At 33.8% G+C, this 23,931-nt stretch carries 18 protein-coding genes and 1 tRNA gene; 6 read left to right on the forward strand and 13 right to left on the reverse strand.

Translation table 11 applies throughout. The annotated features are described in order from the left end of the window. Positions 1-170: 170 nt before the first annotated feature. From glmS to B11cv2_RS03430, 5 genes are all read right to left on the reverse strand, one after another. Positions 171-1,991: a glutamine--fructose-6-phosphate transaminase (isomerizing) gene (gene glmS / locus B11cv2_RS03410; RefSeq protein ID WP_100693320.1), complete on the reverse strand. Its 1,821-nt coding sequence runs from the start codon at positions 1,989-1,991 to the stop codon at positions 171-173. A gap of 169 nt (positions 1,992-2,160) precedes the next feature. Beyond that, on the reverse strand, positions 2,161-3,510 hold the full coding sequence (gene glmU, locus B11cv2_RS03415; RefSeq protein ID WP_100693321.1) for a bifunctional UDP-N-acetylglucosamine diphosphorylase/glucosamine-1-phosphate N-acetyltransferase GlmU: 1,350 nt from the start codon (positions 3,508-3,510) through the stop codon (positions 2,161-2,163). 14 nt (positions 3,511-3,524) lie between these two features. After that, positions 3,525-4,313: a cytochrome c biogenesis CcdA family protein gene (locus tag B11cv2_RS03420; protein WP_100693322.1), complete on the reverse strand. Its 789-nt coding sequence runs from the start codon at positions 4,311-4,313 to the stop codon at positions 3,525-3,527. Positions 4,314-4,363: 50 nt separating this feature from the next. Next, positions 4,364-5,326: a hypothetical protein gene (locus B11cv2_RS03425; RefSeq protein WP_100693323.1), complete on the reverse strand. Its 963-nt coding sequence runs from the start codon at positions 5,324-5,326 to the stop codon at positions 4,364-4,366. 60 nt (positions 5,327-5,386) lie between these two features. Continuing rightward, positions 5,387-5,710 carry an iron-sulfur cluster assembly accessory protein gene (locus B11cv2_RS03430; RefSeq protein ID WP_100693324.1) on the reverse strand — a complete coding sequence of 108 codons (324 nt, stop codon included), beginning with the start codon at positions 5,708-5,710 and terminating at the stop codon, positions 5,387-5,389. A 116-nt stretch (positions 5,711-5,826) separates the two neighbouring features. Here B11cv2_RS03430 and B11cv2_RS03435 point away from each other — a divergent pair, with 116 nt between their 5' ends. The 3 genes from B11cv2_RS03435 to B11cv2_RS03445 all read left to right on the forward strand — a co-directional run bounded on the left by B11cv2_RS03435 (position 5,827) and on the right by B11cv2_RS03445 (position 11,617). Next, positions 5,827-7,056 carry a deoxyguanosinetriphosphate triphosphohydrolase gene (locus B11cv2_RS03435; protein ID WP_100693325.1) on the forward strand — a complete coding sequence of 410 codons (1,230 nt, stop codon included), beginning with the start codon at positions 5,827-5,829 and terminating at the stop codon, positions 7,054-7,056. A 2-nt stretch (positions 7,057-7,058) separates the two neighbouring features. Continuing rightward, positions 7,059-8,825 carry an arginine--tRNA ligase gene (argS, locus tag B11cv2_RS03440; RefSeq protein WP_100693326.1) on the forward strand — a complete coding sequence of 589 codons (1,767 nt, stop codon included), beginning with the start codon at positions 7,059-7,061 and terminating at the stop codon, positions 8,823-8,825. Positions 8,826-8,992: 167 nt separating this feature from the next. Then, positions 8,993-11,617: an SPOR domain-containing protein gene (locus tag B11cv2_RS03445; RefSeq protein WP_100693327.1), complete on the forward strand. Its 2,625-nt coding sequence runs from the start codon at positions 8,993-8,995 to the stop codon at positions 11,615-11,617. A 197-nt stretch (positions 11,618-11,814) separates the two neighbouring features. On the opposite strand, the gene B11cv2_RS03450 is transcribed toward B11cv2_RS03445, so the two are convergent. Continuing rightward, complete coding sequence (locus B11cv2_RS03450) at positions 11,815-12,048, reverse strand: hypothetical protein (RefSeq protein ID WP_100693328.1); 234 nt, start codon at positions 12,046-12,048, stop codon at positions 11,815-11,817. Positions 12,049-12,321: 273 nt separating this feature from the next. Here B11cv2_RS03450 and B11cv2_RS03455 point away from each other — a divergent pair, with 273 nt between their 5' ends. Further along, positions 12,322-13,428, forward strand: coding sequence for a branched-chain amino acid aminotransferase (locus B11cv2_RS03455; protein ID WP_100693329.1), 1,107 nt, complete (start codon positions 12,322-12,324; stop codon positions 13,426-13,428). A 96-nt stretch (positions 13,429-13,524) separates the two neighbouring features. Here the strand turns inward: B11cv2_RS03455 and glpX are convergent, their stop codons facing one another. After that, positions 13,525-14,514, reverse strand: coding sequence for a class II fructose-bisphosphatase (gene glpX / locus B11cv2_RS03460; RefSeq protein WP_100693330.1), 990 nt, complete (start codon positions 14,512-14,514; stop codon positions 13,525-13,527). Between the two features lie 727 nt (positions 14,515-15,241). Between glpX and B11cv2_RS03465 the strand changes: the two genes are divergently transcribed. Continuing rightward, positions 15,242-15,316: transfer RNA gene (locus tag B11cv2_RS03465), tRNA-Glu, on the forward strand. 240 nt (positions 15,317-15,556) lie between these two features. Here B11cv2_RS03465 and B11cv2_RS03470 read toward each other — a convergent pair. The 3 genes from B11cv2_RS03470 to B11cv2_RS03480 all read right to left on the reverse strand — a co-directional run bounded on the left by B11cv2_RS03470 (position 15,557) and on the right by B11cv2_RS03480 (position 18,558). Continuing rightward, on the reverse strand, positions 15,557-17,092 hold the full coding sequence (locus tag B11cv2_RS03470; protein WP_148664924.1) for a BID domain-containing T4SS effector: 1,536 nt from the start codon (positions 17,090-17,092) through the stop codon (positions 15,557-15,559). Positions 17,093-17,143: 51 nt separating this feature from the next. Continuing rightward, entirely contained in the window at positions 17,144-17,479 is a 336-nt protein-coding gene (locus tag B11cv2_RS03475; RefSeq protein WP_100693332.1) for a hypothetical protein, read from the reverse strand. A 434-nt stretch (positions 17,480-17,913) separates the two neighbouring features. Then, positions 17,914-18,558 carry a hypothetical protein gene (locus B11cv2_RS03480; protein WP_100693333.1) on the reverse strand — a complete coding sequence of 215 codons (645 nt, stop codon included), beginning with the start codon at positions 18,556-18,558 and terminating at the stop codon, positions 17,914-17,916. 230 nt (positions 18,559-18,788) lie between these two features. Between B11cv2_RS03480 and B11cv2_RS03485 the strand changes: the two genes are divergently transcribed. Then, the gene (locus B11cv2_RS03485) at positions 18,789-20,003 is read left to right on the forward strand and encodes an NADP-dependent isocitrate dehydrogenase (protein ID WP_100693334.1); all 1,215 of its coding nucleotides are present in this window, start codon (positions 18,789-18,791) and stop codon (positions 20,001-20,003) included. Between the two features lie 239 nt (positions 20,004-20,242). Here the strand turns inward: B11cv2_RS03485 and B11cv2_RS03490 are convergent, their stop codons facing one another. The 3 genes from B11cv2_RS03490 to B11cv2_RS03500 form a co-directional block, all read right to left on the reverse strand. Beyond that, positions 20,243-21,430, reverse strand: a complete 1,188-nt coding sequence (locus tag B11cv2_RS03490) for an MFS transporter (protein ID WP_100693335.1) — start codon at positions 21,428-21,430, stop codon at positions 20,243-20,245. Positions 21,431-21,871: 441 nt separating this feature from the next. Continuing rightward, positions 21,872-23,002 carry a tRNA guanosine(34) transglycosylase Tgt gene (tgt, locus tag B11cv2_RS03495; protein WP_100693336.1) on the reverse strand — a complete coding sequence of 377 codons (1,131 nt, stop codon included), beginning with the start codon at positions 23,000-23,002 and terminating at the stop codon, positions 21,872-21,874. Between the two features lie 416 nt (positions 23,003-23,418). Beyond that, positions 23,419-23,931 carry a peptidylprolyl isomerase gene (locus B11cv2_RS03500; protein WP_100693337.1) on the reverse strand — a complete coding sequence of 171 codons (513 nt, stop codon included), beginning with the start codon at positions 23,929-23,931 and terminating at the stop codon, positions 23,419-23,421.

A 23,931-nucleotide genomic window follows, 5' to 3' on the forward strand; every position in this document is an offset into this window, starting at 1 on the left:
TAGAAAAGACTTTTATCCACTTCAATAAGCATAAAGAAAGTATATCTTCTTATAAAATCAAAAAGCTTATTAAAAGCACTCTGATTACTGTTGATGATATATTTAAAAGTCATTATTGATAAAATAAACTGATTTATCACTTCTATAATTCTTAAAAAATAAATCATTTTTTACTCAACGGTCACTGATTTTGCTAAATTACGTGGTTGATCAACATCTGTCCCCAACAAAACGGCTGTATGATAAGCAATTAACTGAACAGGCAAAGCATAAATAATAGGAGCAATAAACTCTGGAACATCTGGTAAAATAATAGTCGATAAGGAGTTAAAATGAGTTGCTGCTGATTCTCCTCTTGTATCCGTTATCAAAATAATATGGCCATTGCGCGCAGCAACCTCTTGCATATTAGAGAAAGTTTTTCCAAACCATTTATCATAAGGGGCTACAACAATAACCGGTATTTTTTCATCAATCAGCGCAATCGGCCCATGTTTTAGTTCACCAGCAGCATAACCTTCAGCATGAATATAAGAAAGTTCTTTTAGTTTGAGCGCTCCCTCTAAAGCAATTGGATAAGAAGTACCTCGTCCAAGATAGAGTACGCCTTTTGCATTTACTAAACTACGACATAATTTTTCAATTTTTTCATCCAGCTTTAAAACTTTATTTAAAATCCTAGGAACTTCTGCTAATTGCTGAACCAATTGCTGTTCTGTTATTTTCGGAAGATATCCACGCTGTTTAGCCGCACTAAGTGCCATTGCAGCAAGAGTGGATAATTGACAAGTAAAGGCTTTTGTCGAAGCAACACCAATTTCTGGTCCTGCAAAGGTTGGTAAAACAAAATCAGCTTCTCTTGCCATCGTTGATTGCATAACATTCACAACTGTTGCTGTTTTTATACCAAGATTTCGGCAGTAGCGTAAAGATGCTAAAGTATCAGCTGTTTCTCCAGACTGGGAAACAAATACTGATAACACATCAGATGTTATCGGTGGTTCACGATAACGGAATTCAGAAGCTACATCATTATCAATACTTAAAGCAGCGAAATTTTCAAACCAATAACGTGCAACTAAAGTTGAATAGTAAGCCGTCCCACAACTAGCGAATAATACTCGGTTAATCTTGCTCCAATCGATCAAACTGTCAAGCAGAATACCTTGTCTAAAATCAAGATAGTGCGTCAAATTATGTGAAATAACTTCAGGCTGTTCAAATATTTCTTTACGCATAAAATGACGATGATGACCTTTAGAAACGAGCAAAGACCCTTCAAATAAGGTCGTAATAGGGCGCTCTATTTGCCGATTATCCGTATCGTAAATTTTTATTCCTTCACGTTTGATAACTGCATAATCTCCATCTTCCAGATAGCTTATACGATTTGTAAATGGAGCTAAAGCAATCGCATCAGACCCCACAAAAAACTCATCTTTGCCATAACCAATCACTAATGGTGGTCCAGAGCGAACAGCAATCATAAGATTGTCTTCGCCTTCAAAAATAAGAGAAAAAGCAAAAGCACCCTGGAGTTTTTTCCAACCTGTATACGTTGCTTCCTGTGGAGAAAGACCCTTTTTCAATTCGCGCGTAATCAAATGAGCAATAACCTCAGTATCCGTTTCTGTTTCGAAGGTATAACCCTCCCCAACGAGTTCCTTTTGTAGTTCTACAAAATTTTCAATAATGCCATTATGAACAACTGCAAGTTTCTCAGTCATATGAGGATGAGCATTTCGCTCTACAGCAATCCCATGCGTAGCCCAGCGAGTATGACCAATTCCTAAATTACCTTCCAAGGGTGTTTTTCCTAATTTTTCTTCTAAATGAACTAATTTACCTTCAGCCCGAACGCGACGAAGACATCCATTATGCACTGTCGCTAAACCAGACGAGTCATATCCCCTATACTCAAGACGTTTCAAGCCATCAATCAAATAGGATGCAACAGATTTATTTCCAAGAATTCCAATAATTCCACACATTAAAAAGCTCCAATTTACATCCTAAATTGATAATAAACACTATAAAAATCAAACGATCTACATTCTAATCTAAACAGCCATATAAATTGATATGGCATGGTCATAACTAAGAACAAGTATCTGCACAATTATTAGATCACTATTAAAACTGAGAAATAAATAAAAACAATTAATTCTTTTTTTTATTTGCTGATAAACGCTCACGTAATTTTTCTGCACGATCTTCTTTTATAATCTGCCGTGCACGCCCCAAAGCCATACTATCAGCGGGAACATTTTCAGTGATAACACTTCCTGAAGCGATATAGGCTCCTTCCCCTATGATCAAAGGAGAAACAAGTGCTGAATTAGAACCAATAAAAGTATTGTCTCCAATCACAATTTTATGTTTGTTAAAACCATCATAATTACAAGTAATTGTACCAGCTCCAATATTAGTATGTTTCCCAATTTCTGCATCCCCGATATAACTCAAATGGTTAATCTTGGAACACTCTCCTATTTTTGCTTGCTTAATTTCACAAAAATTTCCAATCTTAACCGATCGTTCTAACTCTGTTCCAGTCCGCAAACGCGCATAAGGTCCAATCTCTGTATCTATACCAATCACAACACCTTCTAGGTAACTAAATGCGTGAATAACTGCGCCAGACCGCACTTTTACTCCTGATCCAAAATAAACATTTGGTTCAATCACAACATCTGATTCAATTTCTGTGTCATAAGAAAAATAAACACTTTCTGGCTTTAATATTCGAACACCAGATAACATGAAATCGCGCGCTTTACGTTTTTGCCATAAAACATCAACCTCAAAAAGCTCAAAACAATTATTAATTCCTACAACATGATCGAAAGGAACTTCCACAACTTGAATGTTTAAGCCCTCACAAGCTGCAATAGAAACAATATCTGTTAGATAATATTCTCCTTTCAAATTGTTATTATTAACTTTATCTAGAAGAGAAAGAACATACTTTCCCTTAATGGCCATTATTCCACCATTACAAAAAGAGATTTTTTTCTCTTCATCGCTTGCATCTTGTTCTTCTACAATCGCAATAATCTTACCATTTTTATTGAGAAGACGACCATAACCTGTTGGATTAGAAGTATAAAAACCAGTGACAACAACATCTGCTTCCTTAGCAAGTTGTTCACGAATTTTGACCAATGTATTTTGCTCAATTAAAGGAGTGTCTCCAAAAACAATGAGAACATCATCCACTTCTTTTTCCAAAGCAATTCGTGCAGATAAAACAGCATGAGCAGTGCCTAACCGCTCTTTTTGTTCAAAAATCATCACATTTTTTACAAATGATTGTACAATTTTAGTAACGTCTTCTGCACCAACCCCTACAACCACTGCTAATTGCGAAGAATTTAATAATTCTATTTGTCTTATCACGTGACACACAAGTGGTAACCCAGCTACTTTATGGAGGACCTTAGGAAGAGACGATTTCATACGCGTCCCCTCACCTGCTGCGAGAACAATAGAAAGACAACTTCTAACCATAAAAGCACATATAATTAACGAAAAAATCCAAATAAATTTATAATATCATGCCAACTAATCGTTTCAATACTACCTAACGAAGGATAATTTTCTAAAAGCCAAAAAGATAAGTTTTGCATAGAACCTGTCAAAAATAAAATACCTGTAATAATCAGAAAAATACCTATAATTTTTTCAACTTTTCCTAAATGAACACGAAAAGCCCCTAAAAATCCCATAAAGCTACCTGAAAACAAAGCTGCTAACAGAAAAGGCACTCCAAGACCCAATGCATAAACACCCAAAAGCATAGCCCCTTCACCTACAGTTTCTTTCGTTCCGGCAAGCGTTATAATGGGCCCTAAAATTGGACCAATACATGGTGTCCAACCAAATGCAAAAGCTAACCCAATAATATAAGCTCCTAAAGGTCCAGCAGGCGTTTTTCGTGTTTGAAAGCGCACCTCACGCAATAATAAACCAATCTTGAAAAGCCCTAAAAAATTTAAGCCAAAAATAATAATGATAATTCCAGATGCAATAGCAAACCAATCACGATAGTAACCGATGAATTTGCCAAGTGTACTTGCACTTGCACCCAAAAGAACAAAAACAGTTGTAAACCCAAAAACGAAAGCAATAACAGAAGACAAAAGTACTAAGCGTACGGATGCTCTTCTGTCTTGCTTTTTTGATCGAAAATCGTCAATGCTAACACCTGCCATATAGCACAAATAAGGAGGAACTAATGGCAAAACACAGGGTGATAAAAAAGATAATGCACCAGCAAAAAAAACACTTAATGTTGAAAACTCTATAACCAAAACTTTAAATATCCCCTTTAATAATTACAATGTACATTCAAAATAATGAATCACTCTATTGAGTCATCAAATTGCTGTATATTTTGCGAATTTGCTATAACATTCACATCTTTATCTTGACCAGAAACCACCGAAAAAACCTTTCGATAAATTTTATCTTTATTTTTAGCAATAGCAATATAATCACCCTCTACTAAAACAAGCAAAACATAAGCACCAACTGTTTCATAAATAATATCACCAGAGTCATTAGTGATAGACCAGCTTGTATCTGCCAGTGCTTCTCCTCCCTCTTGACGTACTAACTTTAAAATAATTTGAGCAGCTTGATGTTCAAGGGTTACTTCAGTAATTTTACCAGCTTCTACCTGAATATCTGAACGTATAATGGCATTAACTGAACCATAATGAGAAACAACACGATAGTGACCAGCTTTTAAACGCACCATCGATTGTGGTTTAACATTTGCTAAGATCACACCTGTATCATCATTTTCTCTTTCATCCTCATATATAGTAAAACGCAATTCCTTTTCATTAATTGTACCATTAAATAATATGCTATTTAAAATAATACCACCCGCATCAAGATTAAAATTTTTAACAAGGTGTTGTCTATTCTCTAAACTTACACGTTGCACAACACTTGCATGACCAAATGAAACATGAACAAGATAGCTCCCTGGTTTTAAATCAAAACGTGCGGAGCCACCTTCATAAGTTGCAACCAATGGCAATTTATTGTCGCTTCCCAAAATAGGTGCATAAACACGCCACACTAACCCACTCATAATATTTTCACTCTTATTTGTTAGTTGAGCGTTTAATACAAGTTGCGAGTATGAATTATCCTTTTCATGATCATGAGAATCCATAATAGAAGTAGCTAATTCTTCTCCTTGATTCCTTTGAAATTCTCCTTCTTCAGAAAAGGCGACATTAATCCAAGTCAACAAGATAAATGTTATTATCAACCACAAAATCTGATATGACTTTTTTATAAAAATTTCCATTTTTACATTGTTGATCAAATTGGTAATCTTTTCAAGGAGTAATATGGAAAAGTAATTATTCTAAATTGAAAAGCTAACACCACAACCACATGATGAAGTAGCATTAGGATTATGAATTTGAAAAGATTGCCCCATAAGATCATCGACAAAATCAATTTCAGCTCCTTCCATGAAAGCAAGAGATATTGAATCAATAAATACAACCGCTCCACCCTTTTTAATAATAAAATCATCTTCTTTACTTTCAGAGACCAAATCATACTTATAAGAAAAACCCGAACATCCTCCCCCTTCAACAGAAATACGTAAAGCTGTTTTTCTAGGTTGCTCTGCAAGTATCTGCGCAATTTGTTTGGCAGCAATATCTGAAATATTTACACTCATGCGCTACTAGTTCCTTGAATTAGTGAACTCAATTGTAAAGAAAGAGTATCCCAAATACATAGAATTTTGTTAATAATGAATGATTCTAAATTTAAGGTGAGAATGGATAACTTGCAATGGATATAAGCAATATCAATTACAATTATCAATCTCGAGCGATATATAGCACGAATCCTCGAAAAAGTCGCGGCAGACTATTTTACGAAGCAGAAAGTACGACACGTACACCTTTTCAACGCGATCGTGATCGTATTATTCACTCTAATGCATTTCGACGTCTTAAACATAAAACTCAAGTTTTTATTGCCGATGAGAGTGATCATTATCGGACACGTTTAACTCATTCAATCGAAGTTTCTCAAATTGCACGCACATTAGCCCGCGCACTCAATCTTGATGAAGATCTCGCAGAAGCGATTGCCCTCGCGCATGATTTTGGGCATACACCTTTTGGCCATGCAGGAGAAGATGCTCTGAATGAAGCAATGGCTCCTTATGGAGGTTTTGATCATAACGCACAAACGCTACGGATTGTTACAAAACTAGAACAGCGTTATGCAGATTTTGACGGATTAAATCTTACTTGGGAAACACTTGAAGGACTTGTGAAGCATAATGGTCCTCTTTTAGGTCCTCATTCTAAAAATAAAAATGTTTCTATCGATATTTTACACTATAACGCACAACAGAATCTTGAGCTTAATTGCTATGCTGGACTAGAAGCGCAATGCGCAGCTGTTGCTGATGATATTGCTTACAACGCTCATGATATCGATGATGGTTTACGTTCGCACTTTTTAACAATTGATCAGTTCGAGCAAGTTTCCTTGACTGCTTCATTATTAAAAGATATCGAAAAAAAATATCCTAAACTTGACCAAACTCGACGCGGATATGAGTTAGTACGTCGACAAATAACAATCATGGTTGAAGATGTTATTGAACAATCACAAAGCAATTTATCTCTTATCAAACCAAAGAGCACAAGTGATGTTTATCAAGCGAAACAAACTATTATTACTTTTTCTCCAAGAATGGCTACTCAAGAAAAGCAATTAAAGGATTTTCTCTTTCAAAATCTTTATTATCACGATAAGGTTCTTGTACGTCGCAACATAGCGAAATCTATTGTACAAAAATTATTCGACTGTTATTATGAAAATCCAAGCTTATTGCCTGAAAATTGGTATATTAAAATAACTCATTTAACCGATCAAGAGTTAGCACGACTTATTGCTGATTTTTTATCAGGTATGACCGATTATTATGCTTTGCGTGAATACCATCGGTTATTTAAGCATACAGATGATTTCGATTCACTATTTCGAATACAACATGGAATTTGAATATGAATGTTTTTAAGAATTTCGAAAATAAAATTAAAAAATTAATTGAATCATCTGATATAAAAGGAAAAAATGGTGAAATCTTAGATTTATCAAAAATCGTTGCTGACCCTCCACGTGATTCTTTACATGGCGATTTATCAACAAATGCTGCTATGGTACTTGCTAAATCCGTTGGACTAAGTCCACGTGCTCTTGCTGAAAAAATTATAAAGCTCCTCAATAGTGATCAATCTGTTAGCGACATTGATCACATCGATATAGCCGGCCCTGGATTTATTAATATTAAATTTAAACAATCATTTTGGCAAAATGCCTTAAAGTCAATGATTGAAAAAGGAATATCCTATGGTCAAATTGAAATAGGACAAGGGAAAAAAATCAATATCGAATATGTCTCTGCAAATCCAACCGGACCTATGCATGTTGGGCATTGCCGGGGTGCTGTTATTGGAGATGTTCTTGCTAATTTGCTTCAGTTTGCTGGTTATGAAGTTACTAAAGAATATTACATCAATGATGCTGGTGAACAAATAAAAATACTCGCTCGTTCTGTAATGTTGCGTTATCGTCAAGCACTTGGACAAATAATCAGTGAAATTCCAGAAGGGCTTTATCCAGGTGAATATCTCATACCATTGGGGCAATCTCTTGCTAAAAAATTCGGTGACAAATTATTAATTATAGATCAAGAAGAAGCTTTATCTATAATACAAGAACATGCAATTGATGCAATGATGGCAACGATTCGCAAAGATCTAGCAGCTCTTAATATTTATCATGATGTTTTTTTCTCGGAACGTACGCTTTACGAAAATAACGCGCAAGCCATCCGTAGTACTATTACTGATCTTACTTTAAGTGGTTATATCTATAAGGGTACACTGCCACCACCAAAAGGGAAAAATATAGAGGATTGGGAACCACGCGAACAGACCTTATTTCGTTCAACTGACGTTGGTGACGACCAAGATCGTGCTCTAATTAAATCAGATAATTCTTATACTTATTTTGCAGCTGATGTTGCTTATTTTCGTGATAAATTTAATCGCCACTTTGATGAAATGATTTACATTCTAGGCGCTGATCACACTGGTTATGTAAAGCGATTAGAAGCTGTAGCAAAAGCAATTTCTGGAAATAAAGTCAAACTAACTGTTCTCTTGTGTCAGTTAGTGAAACTTTTTCGCGATGGTCAACCCGTACGCATGTCCAAAAGAGCTGGATCCTTTGTTACTCTTCGTGATGTTGTAGAAGAAGTTGGCCGTGACCCAGTTCGTTTTATGATGCTTTATCGTAAATGTGAAGCACCTCTTGATTTTGATTTCGCAAAAGTAACAGAACAATCGAAAGATAACCCAGTTTTTTATGTACAATATGCACATGCACGTTGTCATTCAGTCTTTCGTCAAGCACAAGAAGTCTTTCTTACTGAAAATCCTTCAAACAGTACAATGATTGCGCATCTTGACCAATTAGTCGATGAGAATGAAATATTATTAATACGCAAACTCACCGAATATCCACGGATCATTGAACAAGCCGTCATTTACAAAGAACCACATCGACTAGCGTTTTATCTTTATGACCTTGCATCAAACTTCCATGGACATTGGAATAAGGGCAATGACAATCCTAATTTACGTTTTATTAAACCTGATAATAAAGAATTATCATTAGCCAGACTTGGATTAATTCAAGCTATTATTAATATTTTATCATCAGGGCTCACAATTATTGGAGTAAAAGCACTAACAGAAATGCGTTGAAAAAGTTCTATAAATATATAAAATGAATATTTGATTTAGGATATTTTTTGTATATTCTTTAATTGGTAAAAAATTAAATTTAATATACAGTAAATTAGTTTAATATACAATGGAATGGAATTAATAGTTGTACATAAAAAAATACAGATTTTCATGCGAGAAGACCTATGAGCGATAATGATCGCAAAAATCCAGAGGAAATGAAACAAGATCATGAGCATTATGATCCAGTGGAAAGGCTTACGCAAATTTTCAATTCAAATTTAGAAAATAAAAAAAATAATGCTCAGAATGCTGATTCTTCATTAAAATCAGAACATTTGGAGTCTGAAAATTCTGGAGGCTCTTCTTCATTTGATTTGCCTTTCCTAGAAGAAATTACTGAAAATAATTTAGCTGGCGAATTACCATTTGATGATAATGAACAATGGGACCCACAATTAAATACCGATAACCAAAACTATAGAAATGTAGTCGAACATTCTCCTCATATTGATAATAATGAAGAACAAATTTTAAATACACTTTCTCCATTGCCTATCCCAAACTCTCAGACAACACAAAACACCTCAGAGACTGTTAATATCAACTCTTCTTTTGAAACCAATAATTTCAATGCACAAATGCAAAATTCTTTTCCTGATAAGGTGAATGCACAAAGTGAATATATATCTTCTAATGCAGCTTTTTATAAAGAGGCTGAGACTCCTTTACAAATGCGAGACCAACAGTCAGATATTTATAGTGTAAAGCCAAAGTATGCTTATCAGAAAAATATTTACAATACATCTGTAAATTACTCATATGAAAGACCAACTTCTCAACAAAATTTTGTTGAAGATTATCAAGTTGATATACCAATTTCTTCCACGGATACGCGTATATTTTCTTCATCTGTTAATACAGTTTCAAATATAGACAGCGCTACAATGGATAAATCAACGAATGTTTCATCTATGATGGATTCGTCACCTACTGATAAATCCGTTAGTTTAGAAGACTTTTCACAAGAACAGCATATCATTAATCATCATGAAACAGAACCTTTAAAAGAAGATAATGAAACAAAATATTCATTATATAATAATGCTCAAATTCAATATACTAAAAATGATAATCATAATATTAAAAATAACTCTCAAAATAATGAACAAAGAGAGCAATATAGCGAAAATAATTTAAATTATACACAAACCTCATTAAAGACTTTTAATATTTCACAAACTAATAGTTTTTCTATAGAAAGCTCTTCGCACAGTGATAATTCTCCTCCTAATGTTGATACCTATAAATTTGCAGAGGAAATAGTAGAACGGACTGAACCAATTATGGTCTCAGAAGTTTCATATGAGGAACCAAAATATGATGTATCTAATGATGGTTTAGAAAAAGAATTTACTGATGTATTCGGCGTAGGTAGCACTATAACCAAAAATTTTTCTCAAAAACAGCAAAGCGAAGTTTTTTATCCTGCTAAAAAAAATCTAACAGCAAATTTACATATAAATACTCAAGAACCAAATATCAACTATTCTTCTCCTGAAAATGGAAAACATTATTCCTCTTCTTTTCCTGAAGATTCACAATATGGGTACGCAAATGAAATACCTGCTAATACATTAGAAAATTCTTCCCCAAAAAGTTTTTCTATTATAGGAATTCTCTTTAAAAGTATTGCTTTTCTTATTTTGGCTGCAATTGGTCTTGTCAGTTATGTTCACTTTTTTATGTTATCAGACATGAATGAAAGTCCAAATATTATCCGTGCTGATAATACGCCTTTTAAAGTCAAACCAGAAATAACCGAATCTGAAAGTAATATTACGCATAATTTAGACCTTTACAAACAGATAACCGAAAAAAATGAGAAGCAAGAAAATGCACAACAATTTCTTTTTGATAATTCTGAAGCTCCTGAAGATTTAACGACATTAAAGAAGAAAGAACCTGAAAATCTTACAGCTTCTCCTCTTAATGAAGCCCCATCAGAAGATTTAACAGCGTTAAATAAGAAAGAACCTGAAAATCCTACAGCTTCTCCTCTTAATGAAGCCCCATCAGAAGATTTAACAGCGTTAAATAAGAAAGAACCTGAAAATCCTACAGCTTCTCCTCTTAATGAAGCTTATGTTGAAAATGCAATCACTGCAGCGATTAATCATACTGTTCCGACACATGAAGTTAAAACTGTTGTTGTAAAATCAGATGGTACAATTGTAGTAAATCAAATCCACCACAAAAATGAAGAGCCTTTTGCTCAATCTGAAGTAACTAAAAAAACTGTACCTGAACAATCTCAAAAGCAATCATCTGTTTCTTCGCAATTACCTGATGTAAAGAACAATGAAAAAAATCAAGAAAAGATGCAACATACTCCTACAACTGACATTGACCACATTATCACAGAAAGTAATGCTATCTCTACTATTCAAGAAAAAACTCGAAATTCACTTATACCAATTCCTTCACCTGCCCAATTGAATTCAAAGATTCCAATGCCAACTTCCGCTCATTCAAGTCCCTTAGAACAAACAACAGAGCAAAGTGATGAAAAATATTATGTGCAACTTTCATCCCAACCCACTCCTGAATTAGCGCAAAATTCTTTGAGAAAAATAAAATCTAAATTTGGATCTATTATTGGTTCTCGGCCATTAAATATTCAATCTGCCCTCATATCAGGGAAAGGTACCTACTATCGTGTTCGAATTCAAACACAAAACCGTAATGAAGCTGTAAGCCTTTGTGAAAATATCAAACAATCTGGGGGGAGCTGTTTTATCACAAACTAAACAAACGTAATGACAGTCCAAACAACTGTCATTCTATTTTATCCGTTTTCTTCTCTTTCTCTAGATGTTATGGTTAATATCAAAATTATCTTTTAGGATGCTTCATTTTCTTTACTTGTGCCAATTTCACCTTTTATATATATAGAATTTACTTCATAAAATGATAAAATATCTTTCTTTTTAAGGTATTGGAGATACTATTGGTTTTGTATTGGACTCGTTGTTGTATGATTTACTCCTGTTTTATTACTATTATGCATGTGTTCTTGTGATTTATTCCAAAAAGACCCTAAAAAGACTACAATAAGCCAAATAACGAGAAGAGAAAGAACAATAGTAAAAATACTTTTACCAATTGAATTAGACCATTTACAGTTTCTTTTTTCTACAGCTTTCTGCTGATCATGTATTGGATATTTTTTTTCAATCATAGCGAATTCCTTTACTTGTTAATCATAATTCAATGATAAAAACATTTACAGTATCTCGAAAAACGCTGTATATATATAAAAGTTCCAAACTTCTCGATAAGAATTATAATCAAAATTCTAATAATAGAATATCTATTAATAGTTGCTAGAGTCTATATTATATGATGAAAATATTGACATAAGAAAGTTGCCAATCATAATATTATTATAGAAACTTTTTATTATCTTGCCAAAAGATATAGAAATAAAATCTTGTTTCAGAAAGTTTAACTTATGAATTCTCCTAAATCATCATTTGTGTTTAAAATAGATAAACATCCTTCACCTTTATCAGATAAAAAGCGTGAAGAAATTCTGAAAAGTCCTAGTTTTGGTCAATTTTTTACAGACCATATGGCTATTATTAAATGGACTGAAGATAAAGGTTGGCATGATGCTATTATTTCTCAATACAAACCTTTAGAAATTAGTCCATCAAGTGTCATTTTGCATTATGCTCAGGGAATCTTTGAAGGCTTAAAAGCATATCGAGCAAAGGATGGACGTATTTTATTATTTCGCCCTGAGGCTAATGCACAACGTTTTATGGAATCAGCGAAACGATTAGCTATGCCTGAATTACCAAAAGATATCTTTTTGGATGCAGTGAACCAATTAGTAAAAATTGACCAAAAATGGGTTTCTAATGATCCAAATGCTAGCCTCTATTTACGCCCTTTTATGTTTGGCAACGACAGCCTATTGAAAGTTCATCCTTCTCGAGAATATATTTTTTGTGTCATAGCATCTCCAGCTGAATCATATTTTACAGGACAAAAAACAACTATTAGCGTATGGCTCGAAACAGACTACAGTCGTGCTGGCCCTAGTGGTACAGGAACTGCTAAATGTGGCGGAAACTATGCAGCAAGCTTAATCGCACAAAACAATGCAACTCAAAATAATTGTAGTCAGGTACTTTTTCTTGATATGGTTGAACGAAAATGGATTGAAGAACTTGGTGGAATGAATATTTGCTTTATTATGGCTAATAATATACTTGTAACACCTGCGCTCAATGGTACTATTCTAGCAGGAATAACGCGTCATTCAATTTTGAAGTTAGCACAACAAATGGGTTTAACAATAGAAGAACGCCCTTATTCTTTTAATTCACTAAAAGAAGATGTGCAAAATGGTTACCTTAAAGAAGCTTTTGCATGTGGCACAGCTGCTGTTATAACAGCAATCGGACGTATTAAATATAAAGGTGGAGAATGTATAATTGGAAATGGAGTATATGGTGAGATCACAGAAAAACTTCGCGCGCAACTTATCGATATACAAAAAGGAAATGTAGAAGATAAAAACGGCTGGACACGCTCTGTGCAATTATCATAGTATCTATATAAAAAACAAAAATATCTTAAAAATTTATCAAAGATATATTTATCTAATCAGTGCGTTCTATTTTTATGCAATATCGGCTAAAAATCATCAGCCAAATTTCAATTGATTTCTATGTTGTGCTCTAATATTTCGAATTGTACCAGTATGTGAACGCATCACAAGACTATCTGTTTGAATATAATCACGAGTAAATTTAACACCAGACAACATATTACCATCAGTTACACCTGTTGCTGCAAATAAAACATCACCCTTGGCCATTTCTTCCATTGTATAAACCTTATTAGGATTCTTAATCCCCATCTTAGCAGCACGAGCAATTTGCTCTTCTGTATTAAATTGTAAACGTCCTTGCATTTGTCCACCAGTACAACGTAAAGCTGCCGCAGCTAATACACCTTCTGGTGCTCCACCAATACCCATATAAATATCAATACCTGTTGCATCTGAATCAGTTGTATGAATAACAGCGGCAACATCTCCATCACTAATTAAACGAATTGCTGCACCAGTCATACGCACTTTATTAATCAATTCTGCATGACGAGGCCGATCCATAATGCAGACAGTAATTTGATTAACATCTACCCCTTTGGCTTTTGCAAGAGCATGAATATTATCAGCAGGCTTCGCATCTATATCAACCACTCCCTTTGGATAACTAGGACCAATAGCTATTTTCTCCATATAAACATCAGGAGCATAAAGTAAATTCCCTTTTTGGGCAATTGCAATCACAGCAAGTGAATTAGCAAGATTTTTTGCACAAATAGTTGTTCCCTCAAGTGGATCAAGAGCGATGTCAACAGCTACTCCATTTTGAAGTCCTACTTTTTCTCCAATATAAAGCATAGGAGCTTCATCACGCTCTCCCTCACCGATTACAACCATGCCATCAATAGGTAAACAATTAAGTTCTCGACGCATCGCATCCACAGCAGCTTGATCGGCTGCTTTTTCATCACCACGCCCTCGCCAACGCGCAGCTGCAACAGCCGCACACTCAGTCACACGTACTAATTCAAGGGTTAAAATACGATCGAGTCCATTTAAGATCTTTTGAGTTGATTGGGTCATATAAAAAATCCTATTGAATTAGTATTCACAAAACGACATTAGCATTTTATTCTTAAATATCAAGAATACAGCTTTTGCAAAGATGAAAGATTTTCACAAGAAAAAAACTATAACCTAATTCCTCTTAGTACCCATTAACTAACCTAGGAATCTTTATATAGGATTGTAGCTTGTAAATATTTATCTTCTTTAATGAACTCTTCTCACTTTAATATACATTATTTTCAGATTCGCGATGCGTATTTTCTTCCAGCTTATTTACATCATATAAACAGTAGCTTGCGATTGATTTAATTAATGGATCAGAAACATATACTCACCGTACTTCAGTCAATTGTTCTATAAGCAATTTTTATTAAAAAATGCAGATAATGATCTTCTCTGGAATAACTTTTTATGTTAGTAATGCATTTTTATGTATCAATCCTACAATAACGAATAAAATAATACTCAAAAGTATATTACATATTATAAAATCTCTAACTTGGTTATCTTTATCTGTTTTTATTGGAAAAAATAAAAGTATTATTATTGTTGTACACTAAAATGTATTACCGATTGTTATCAGATATTGTATCATTTAAAATCTTGTAAAATAAGCTGGATTATCTAATCTCCTAAGCATATCTCAAAAAAATAATTCAATAAAATGCATTTTTTTTTAAAAAAATCACTTATAGGACTTGCGAAGTAAAAAGATCCTCTCTATAAGCCTCATCATTGGTCTGCGCCCATCGTCTAGCGGTTAGGACATCGCCCTTTCACGGCGGAAACAGGGGTTCGATTCCCCTTGGGCGTACCAATTTCTTTCCTTCACATAATCTGTTGGTTTGATTAATTTTTTTAAAAGATAAAGAAATAGGGGCTTATATTTTCCTTTTATAGCGCATTATAAATTGAAAGTTCTTTCCAAGCTATTTTTTGTTTAGATAAATCCAATACTGACTGAATAAAAAACTACAGCACCTCAGATTATTACAATCGAGGTAGAGGCGGATATTTTATACAGATACTTTGTCCCCATGAATATAAAAAGTAAATCTTATATTTGTAACCGATTACATTCCATCGCTTTCAACTCATGAGCTCTGCTTCTCGTTAGCTGACATACCTTTTGAGCTTTCTTAATAATTTCTGTAACTTTCTGTGCTCTGCTGACTGATATGCCGATACTTTTAGAGAGTTTCTCATAATCTCTATCATCAAGGGCTTGATACTCCCAAAATGTAAGACGATCTTTGACCTTATCCAAAAGACCTGTAATCTCTTCGTGAAGTGAAGGATTAGCATTTAAAGCTTTGATCTGATCTTCTTCAGACAAAGAAAGGACATTTTGCACTGCTTGACTAGGCATTTTTATCGATTGCTGACAACGTTCTTGTTTTTCTTGGTGCACTTGAAGAATTTGTTCTCTAGTAGAGAGTACAACACTTATATAATTATCAAACTCCTGACTGAGATTAAAGTAATCTTTCTTAGCTTGTTTACGCTGTGGACTGTTAATACCCAATATTTCCGTACCTGACAATTTAGACATATATTTAAAAGGACTGATATTCTGCCTAATATACTGTTCACCTAGATTTGAATCTATATTAACAAGATTGATATCAGCATCCAACATTTTCGAGTTTTTATAGACAGATTTTGATAAAGTTTTGATTTTTTGCTGACTTTTTTGGACGAAAACATTTCCTACAATTTTTGCAACAATTTCTTTTTCTGTCAAAGAGGCTACTTTTTCTTCTGGAATAAGAATATGCTCAAAATTTTCTGGCACAGAAGCTCTAAAAGTAAGTTTATCACCAAGCCGTAATGCTGTTAATATTTCTGGTGCAAGATAATCTTTTTTGCATATAACATACTTATCATTCACCATGAGCATAATAGAATCTGGGCTACTATCTTTATAGATGCCTGTATAAGTAGAACCTTCATTTGGCGCTACAATAATCTTATTTCTTATATTTGCGTACTCATCAAAAGATCCCCGATTCCTTATGGCATTCATGAATTCTCTTAAAACATCCACTTTTTCTGGATTGGAGATATCTTCAAACAGATGACACATAGGAGTGATATTGCCTACAGCTTTGCCATCATGTGGTAACGCAGCATTATTAGCAGATCGCATGCGTTGTTCTGTCACGACCGAGAAGTCAAGCCTATGCCCCGCTGCTTCGGCTATTTTTTCCATAAATATTCGTTGTGCGCACCCATTTCCAACCGCGAAAGGTCGTAAATTACTAAACAAAGCAAAGAGCATCGATGCTTCATAGACAAACTCTTTACGTGATAAACCTTTCAAATTATTCTTTTCGGCTAGTATTTGGTCGATTCTCTCTAAACCGTCTTTAATTTTATCATTGACTGGCACCATGGTAACTGAGCCATCTAAAAATGTAAATGGAATGTCACGGGTATGCCCAGCCCATTCAAACGTCTCTTCAAATAAACATTTATGAAGATATTTTAGATAAGACGAATCAAACTTTTCTGGTAGCGGTTCTTTTTTTAGCCTGTACTCTGCTTTTAGTACATCATAGGCACATACATTTCGAAACTCTATGCCTTGCAATTCATATTTATTTTTTAGCGTTAAATTATTAGAATAGATATAGCCATTTGATCAAATTTCATCTATCGGAATGTTAAATTTCTTCCGTGTAAGATCTCTGAATAACAAATCTCTAAGTAAAAAATCTTTAAGAGAAAAATCACTAGATGAAAAATCTTCGCGTAAAAAACTATCAGCTGCAGTCATATACTTCTTTATAAAGGCGAGCTCCTCAGGAAGAATGTAAAGCCCATTAATCATGTATATGTTGATAGACATCTCTATAGACTTTCGTAGTTCCTTTTGAGAGATATCCATCGACTCTGTACTCGATTTATTGTCTATACTAATCATTCTATTTTCATACTTCTGTGATGTAGAAACTTTAGAATTAGGAGATTTTTCCATGCACACCTTAACGATCAGCGCATACTTTTCAGCTTTTTAAAAGCTTATGGATTATTATTTACAGTAAATACAAGGCATTTATTAAATATTATTTATTATTGTCAATATGTTTTTTATTATAAAAAATATTAATTATATGTTTTAAAATAACAATATAAATGATTATTATTTCTATAAAAATGTTGGAATAAAAATTAAACGATAAAAAACCAAAAAAAGAGGAAGAATAGTGAAAAAACGTAAACAAAACCAACAAACTATAAAACCCCTCACCTTGATAAGAAAGTAAAGTATTGATTTTATCGTTTTTTTATTTGGCCAATGTAATCTCTAAATTAGCTTGTGAGTTTTTATCATGTAATAAAATAAATCCTTGTACTTAATTAATGCAAACAAGGCAATATCATTAAAACTACATAGCTTAATGCTGATATTCAATAAATAATAGAAAAACGAAGAGATCCTATAGAGCCCGTAAATATTTGCTTACCTTCCTGTTGAAATTGTTGGATTAATTGCTCATCAATCATACGGCGATCCCACATTGTACCAAACACATTACCTTGTTTCCAATTAACTGATTTTCCAATAAGATTTTCTATATCTGATTGATTATATATTCTAGCAGTATCATGTTCTAGAGCTGTAAACAAAGCTTGTGGTGCTCCAATTAATTTCTCTTCTCTTGCTAAAGAATGCACCAGATTTTTTAATTGATTATTGTCCATTATTAAAGGAACATAAACCTGAAAACGACCATTTGGAACGCCATCATAATCTTGAAATTGTGATGCATCAGCTTCAAAAGTGTTCCATAAAGAAAGAGAATAAGTACTATCAATTAAAGAAGGTAAGATTTCTGTAAATTGAATTTTATTATTAGAATTATCAGACAACTCTTGAAGACGTGATAATGTATCATGAAAAACTGAAGGAATAATATTTTTATTACTAATATGCGCAGATGGCACCTGAAGAGTATCCTGAAGTATCTGACTTAAATTCTGCTCTTTATGTAAGCTATGTTTTTGGTAGCTATCAATTCCTGGATTTACTTGAAACGAGTTAATAGAAACCATTATTTCCCCCCATTTAAATGATGCACCCCAATAATACCCTATATTGTAATTAATATAACACAAATAAAAAGATTTCAAAATAAAAACGAAGAATTAAAAGAACAAATATTTAAAATAAAAACTGAGTTATATATACAGAAAGCTTTTTCTAGATTTCTGTTTTTAATTTCCATCATGGATCTGAAAGTGCTATAAGAAAAATATTATTTCAATACAAAAAGGGACTCCTAATGGCAAAGATTAAAGTGACAAACCCGATTGTTGAAATCGACGGTGATGAAATGACTCGTATTATCTGGAAATATATTAAAGATAAACTCATTCATCCCTATCTCGATATTGATCTTAAATATTATGATCTTTCCATTGAAAATAGAGAAGCAACTAGCGATCAAATAACAATTGATTCTGCTCACGCAATCAAAAAATATGGAGTCGGTGTAAAATGTGCAACCATTACTCCTGATGAAGCACGTGTTAAAGAATTTAATTTAACAAAAATGTGGAAATCACCAAATGGAACAATTCGCAATATTTTAGGAGGCGTTATTTTTCGTGAGCCTATTATCTGCAAAAATATTCCACGTCTCGTTCCAAATTGGACAAAACCAATTATTGTCGGACGTCATGCTTTTGGCGACCAATATAAAGCAACAGATTTCAAATTTCCGAGTAAAGGAAAATTAAGTATTAAATTTATTGGCGATGATGGCCAAATTATTGAACATGATGTCTTTAATGCTCCAAGTGCAGGAGTTGCAATGGCAATGTATAATCTTGATGAATCAATTCGCGATTTCGCCCGCGCGTCCTTTCATTACGGACTTCAACGCAATGTTCCTGTCTATCTTTCGACAAAGAATACTATTTTAAAAGCCTATGATGGTCGTTTTAAAGATATCTTTCAAGAAATATTTGACTCAGAATTTAAAACCGAATTTGAAAGTCGTAAATTATATTATGAGCATCGTCTCATCGATGACATGGTGGCTTCTGCGCTTAAATGGTCAGGTGGTTACGTTTGGGCATGTAAAAATTATGATGGTGATGTTCAATCAGATATCGTTGCTCAAGGATTTGGTTCTCTTGGTCTAATGACTTCTGTTCTCATGACACCAGATGGTAAAACTGTTGAAGCAGAAGCTGCTCATGGTACAGTAACGCGTCATTACCGTCAGCATCAAAATAATAAAGAAACATCAACAAATTCTATTGCTTCTATTTTTGCTTGGACACGTGGACTAACACATCGTGCTAAGCTTGATAATAATGAAAAATTAAAAAACTTTGCTACTACATTGGAAAGAGTTTGTATTAATACTGTTGAAGCAGGTTTCATGACAAAAGATCTCGCTATTTTAATCGGTCCCGAAAAAAAATGGCTATCCACAACAGGATTTCTTGATAAAATTAATGAAAACCTAAAAAAAGAAATGACTCACTAGCACGATTCCAAACTCAAAGTTTTCTATTTAGAAAACTTTGAATTTTTTTATAAATTATTAAACCGTTCAAATACAAATTTTATGACTCACTCTAACAGCAATCTCTCTATATATAAAAATACTTTTTATTATCTATGCCGGTTATTCTTTATCGAAGTTACTACTATGCTGCTCTCTTTTGATGATTACTACGCTTATATATATAAAGGCTAAAATAACTTTTAAAAATCTTTTCACTTTTACTCAGGAAAATATTGATTATATTTTTCCATGTACCATAAAAAACAGAACATCAGCAGTCCACACAAAGTTAAAATACCTCCAAGGATAGCTGTATATTCATAACTATAGCCTAATTTCAAAACACATGCTCCAAATTCCGCTCCAATAGCATTCGCAATATTAAAAGCAGATTGCATCAAAGCGCTTGCTAACATCTGTGCAGGCATAGCAATATCGATGATTTTTGCTTGTATAGAAGGCATAGATGCAAAAGAAGTCCCAATAAGAAAACATCCTAATGCTGCTGTTAGCGGAGTATATGATAAAAAGAAAAAAAGAAAAAAAACAAATGTACTCCAAAGCATAGCAAAAAATATCGTTGCTGAAGAACCAATTTTAACTGCAAATTTAGGACCTAAAATATTACCTACAACCATTCCCAGTCCCATCAATGGCATAATAAATGGTACCCATTCAAGAGAAACATTAGAAATACCAAGCAATGTTGACTTAATATACGTAAAAACAGAAAATAATCCTGATGCACCGATTGAAACCATAGCCAAAAGAAACCATACTTCTTTTTTCTTTAATGCACTTAATTCGTTCAAAATGCTTGTTTTAGCAATGTTAGAAACAGAAGGTAAAAACTTCCAAATAAGAAAACAACACACCAAAGAAATAATACCTACAAGAAGAAATGCAAATTGCCAACCAACAAGTTGACCAATCCAAGTTGCACTCGGTGCTCCAATAACTGTTGCAATTGTCAAACCAAGCATAACATTACCAACGGCTTTTGACCGTTCACTTCTTTCTACCATCGAAGATGCAACCATAGTTGCAATACCGAAATAAATGCCATGTGGAAGACCGCTGATAAATCGTAAGATGACCAATACATTAAAAACAGAACAAAATGAGCTAACAATATTCGCCAAAGCATAACAAAACATCAACCCTATCAAAACAGCCTTATGTGGCAGCTTAGCTGTTACGATAGCTAAAATAGGTGCTCCAACCACAACTCCTAAAGCATAAGAAGAAATATATTGTCCAGCTGTAGCAATACTAACATGTGAGCTATGCGCCATCTCCGGTTGTAAACCCATTGCAACAAACTCAGAAGTACCAATAGCAAAGCTTCCTACTGCAAGAGCTAAAATGCCCAAATACTTGGTTTTAAAATCAATTCTAAAAGACATGAAAGAATTTTATCCTTAGAAAATCTTTATCTTATTATTTTTATACTAAATATTATTCTATTAAATATGCTGTAAAATGAGCAAATAATACGTTTTTAATATCAAAAGCAATTTCTTGAAACAAAAAGATATACAACTTTTACGTTTTACTTTTATGATGTTTTATAAAAATAAACAAAAAGCATATTAAAAAGATAATTTTCATACTTCTTTAAGGATTTACTAACTTAGAATTAACATTGTTAATTTAGATAGTGATTAGAAACAGAAAACAAACTGCTTCTCTCCGGATCAGGTAGTGCGTGCCGGAGCAATAATTTTTATTCAATAGAGTATATCATAGAGAAATAAATAATACCGCACCGCATATTTACCTTAAAGTAGCGATTTATATTCCCTAAAAGAGCTATATGAATACCTTTTTTATTAATACAATTTTCTTTACAGACATTTTATCCGTCCTTGCATCCACAAAGCTACTGTATCGGAGCAAAAGTCGACGTAACATCCTGCTTTAATAGCGTCACGGATACCTTGCATTAACTGCTGATAATAAAAAAGATTATTCCAAGTCAATAACATGCCTCCAAGAGATTCACCAGATTTGATTAAATGATGCAAATACGCACAACTATAATCACGTGCAGCAGAACAAGGTGATTGTGGATCAAGAGGATTTGGATCTTCTGCATAACGTGCATTTCGCAAATTAATTCTTCCAAAACGAGTAAAAGCTAGGCCATGACGGCCTGCACGCGTTGGCATAACACAATCAAACATATCTACACCTCGAGCTACACTTTTTAAGATATCATCTGGCGTCCCTACTCCCATGAGATAACGGGGCTTATCCTCCGGTAAAATTGAACAAGTAACATCTAGAACAGCTGTCATAACATCCTGAGGCTCACCAACCGCAAGCCCTCCAATAGCATAGCCTTTCAAGTCCATTTCTTTTAATGCTTGAGCAGAGCGTTCACGTAATTTCATATTATCTCCGCCTTGAACAATACCAAACATTGCTTTTTCTGGTTGATCACCAAAAACTTTTTTACAACGCTGTGCCCAACGCAATGAAAGTTCCATAGCAGCTTCTATTTCTCTCTCTGATGCTGGTAATGCAATACACTGATCAAGCTGCATTTGAATATCAGAATCAAGAAGTCCTTGGATTTCGATAGAACGTTCTGGACTCATGTCATAATACGCCCCATTAATATGAGAGCGGAAAATAACACCCTGCTCCGTAATCTTACATATTCCCGAAAGAGACATAACCTGAAAACCACCAGAATCCGTTAAAATAGGCCCAGACCAACGAATAAATTTGTGCAACCCTCCTAAACGCGCAACGCGCTCAGCTCCTGGTCGTAACATCAAATGATAAGTATTACCTAAAATAATATCTGCACCAAGATCATGTAATTGGTCCATGTACATAGCTTTAACGGTTCCAACCGTCCCAACTGGCATAAATGCAGGTGTGCGAATACGCCCTCGTCCCGTTATAATTTCACCTTGACGAGCATATCCATCTTGAAATTTTTTTTCATAGTGAAATGCTTTTATCATCATTTTTATCTTTTTAATCTCAGGATCCCATATCACTACTAAAATAAAAGTAATAATCTTTTCACTGCAGTTAAAAATTATGGATCTCTTTTATCCACTAACACTAAAATTAGTCAAAAAAATTAAAAAAATCAGCTATTAAACGATCAATAAAATAAAAAAATTATTTAGTGCAATAAAAAATATCTAATATTTTATAATCCTAGCCAATATCATTCTTTTAATTGAAAATCTTTAGAAAACGATAAAAATAAAAATCTTGTGAAAAATATATTTTCATCTAGACAAGCAAGTTTCTAGTGCCATTCTCTATTTTGAAATCTCAACATTCACAACTCTTTCTACATGAAAATACGTTATATGCAGCTCTCATACTATAAAATTGCAAAAGCAAAAAATGTTACGTAATATTTCTATTATTTGGCATCTGCAGCAATTGTAGCTTTAATAATTGCGTCTGGATCCATAACAGGCTCACCACGCTTAATTTGATCAATATTTTCCATACCTTTAAGCACTTGTCCCCATATAGAATATTGACGATTAAGCCAAGGAGCATCTGCGAGACAAATAAAAAACTGAGAATTAGCCGAATTTGGATTCTGGCTACGTGCCATAGAAACTGTCCCACGTTTATGAGGAAGATTTGAAAACTCTGCTTTTAAGTCGGGTTTATCTGAACCACCCATACCAACACGTGACAAATTAAATTTCTCACCATTTTTTTTGCCAAACTGAACATCACCAGTTTGTGCCATAAAATCGTCAATAACGCGATGAAAAACAACATTATCGTAGGCGCCCTCACGCACCAGTTCTTTGATACGTGCAACATGAGCAGGAGCTAAATCAGCGAAAAGCTCAATTACTACTTCTCCTTTTGTTGTTTCAAGAATTAAAGTATTTTCTGGGTCTTTAGGCTCGACCAT

Source organism: Bartonella sp. 1-1C, assembly GCF_002810325.1.
GTDB lineage: Bacteria > Pseudomonadota > Alphaproteobacteria > Rhizobiales > Rhizobiaceae > Bartonella > Bartonella rochalimae.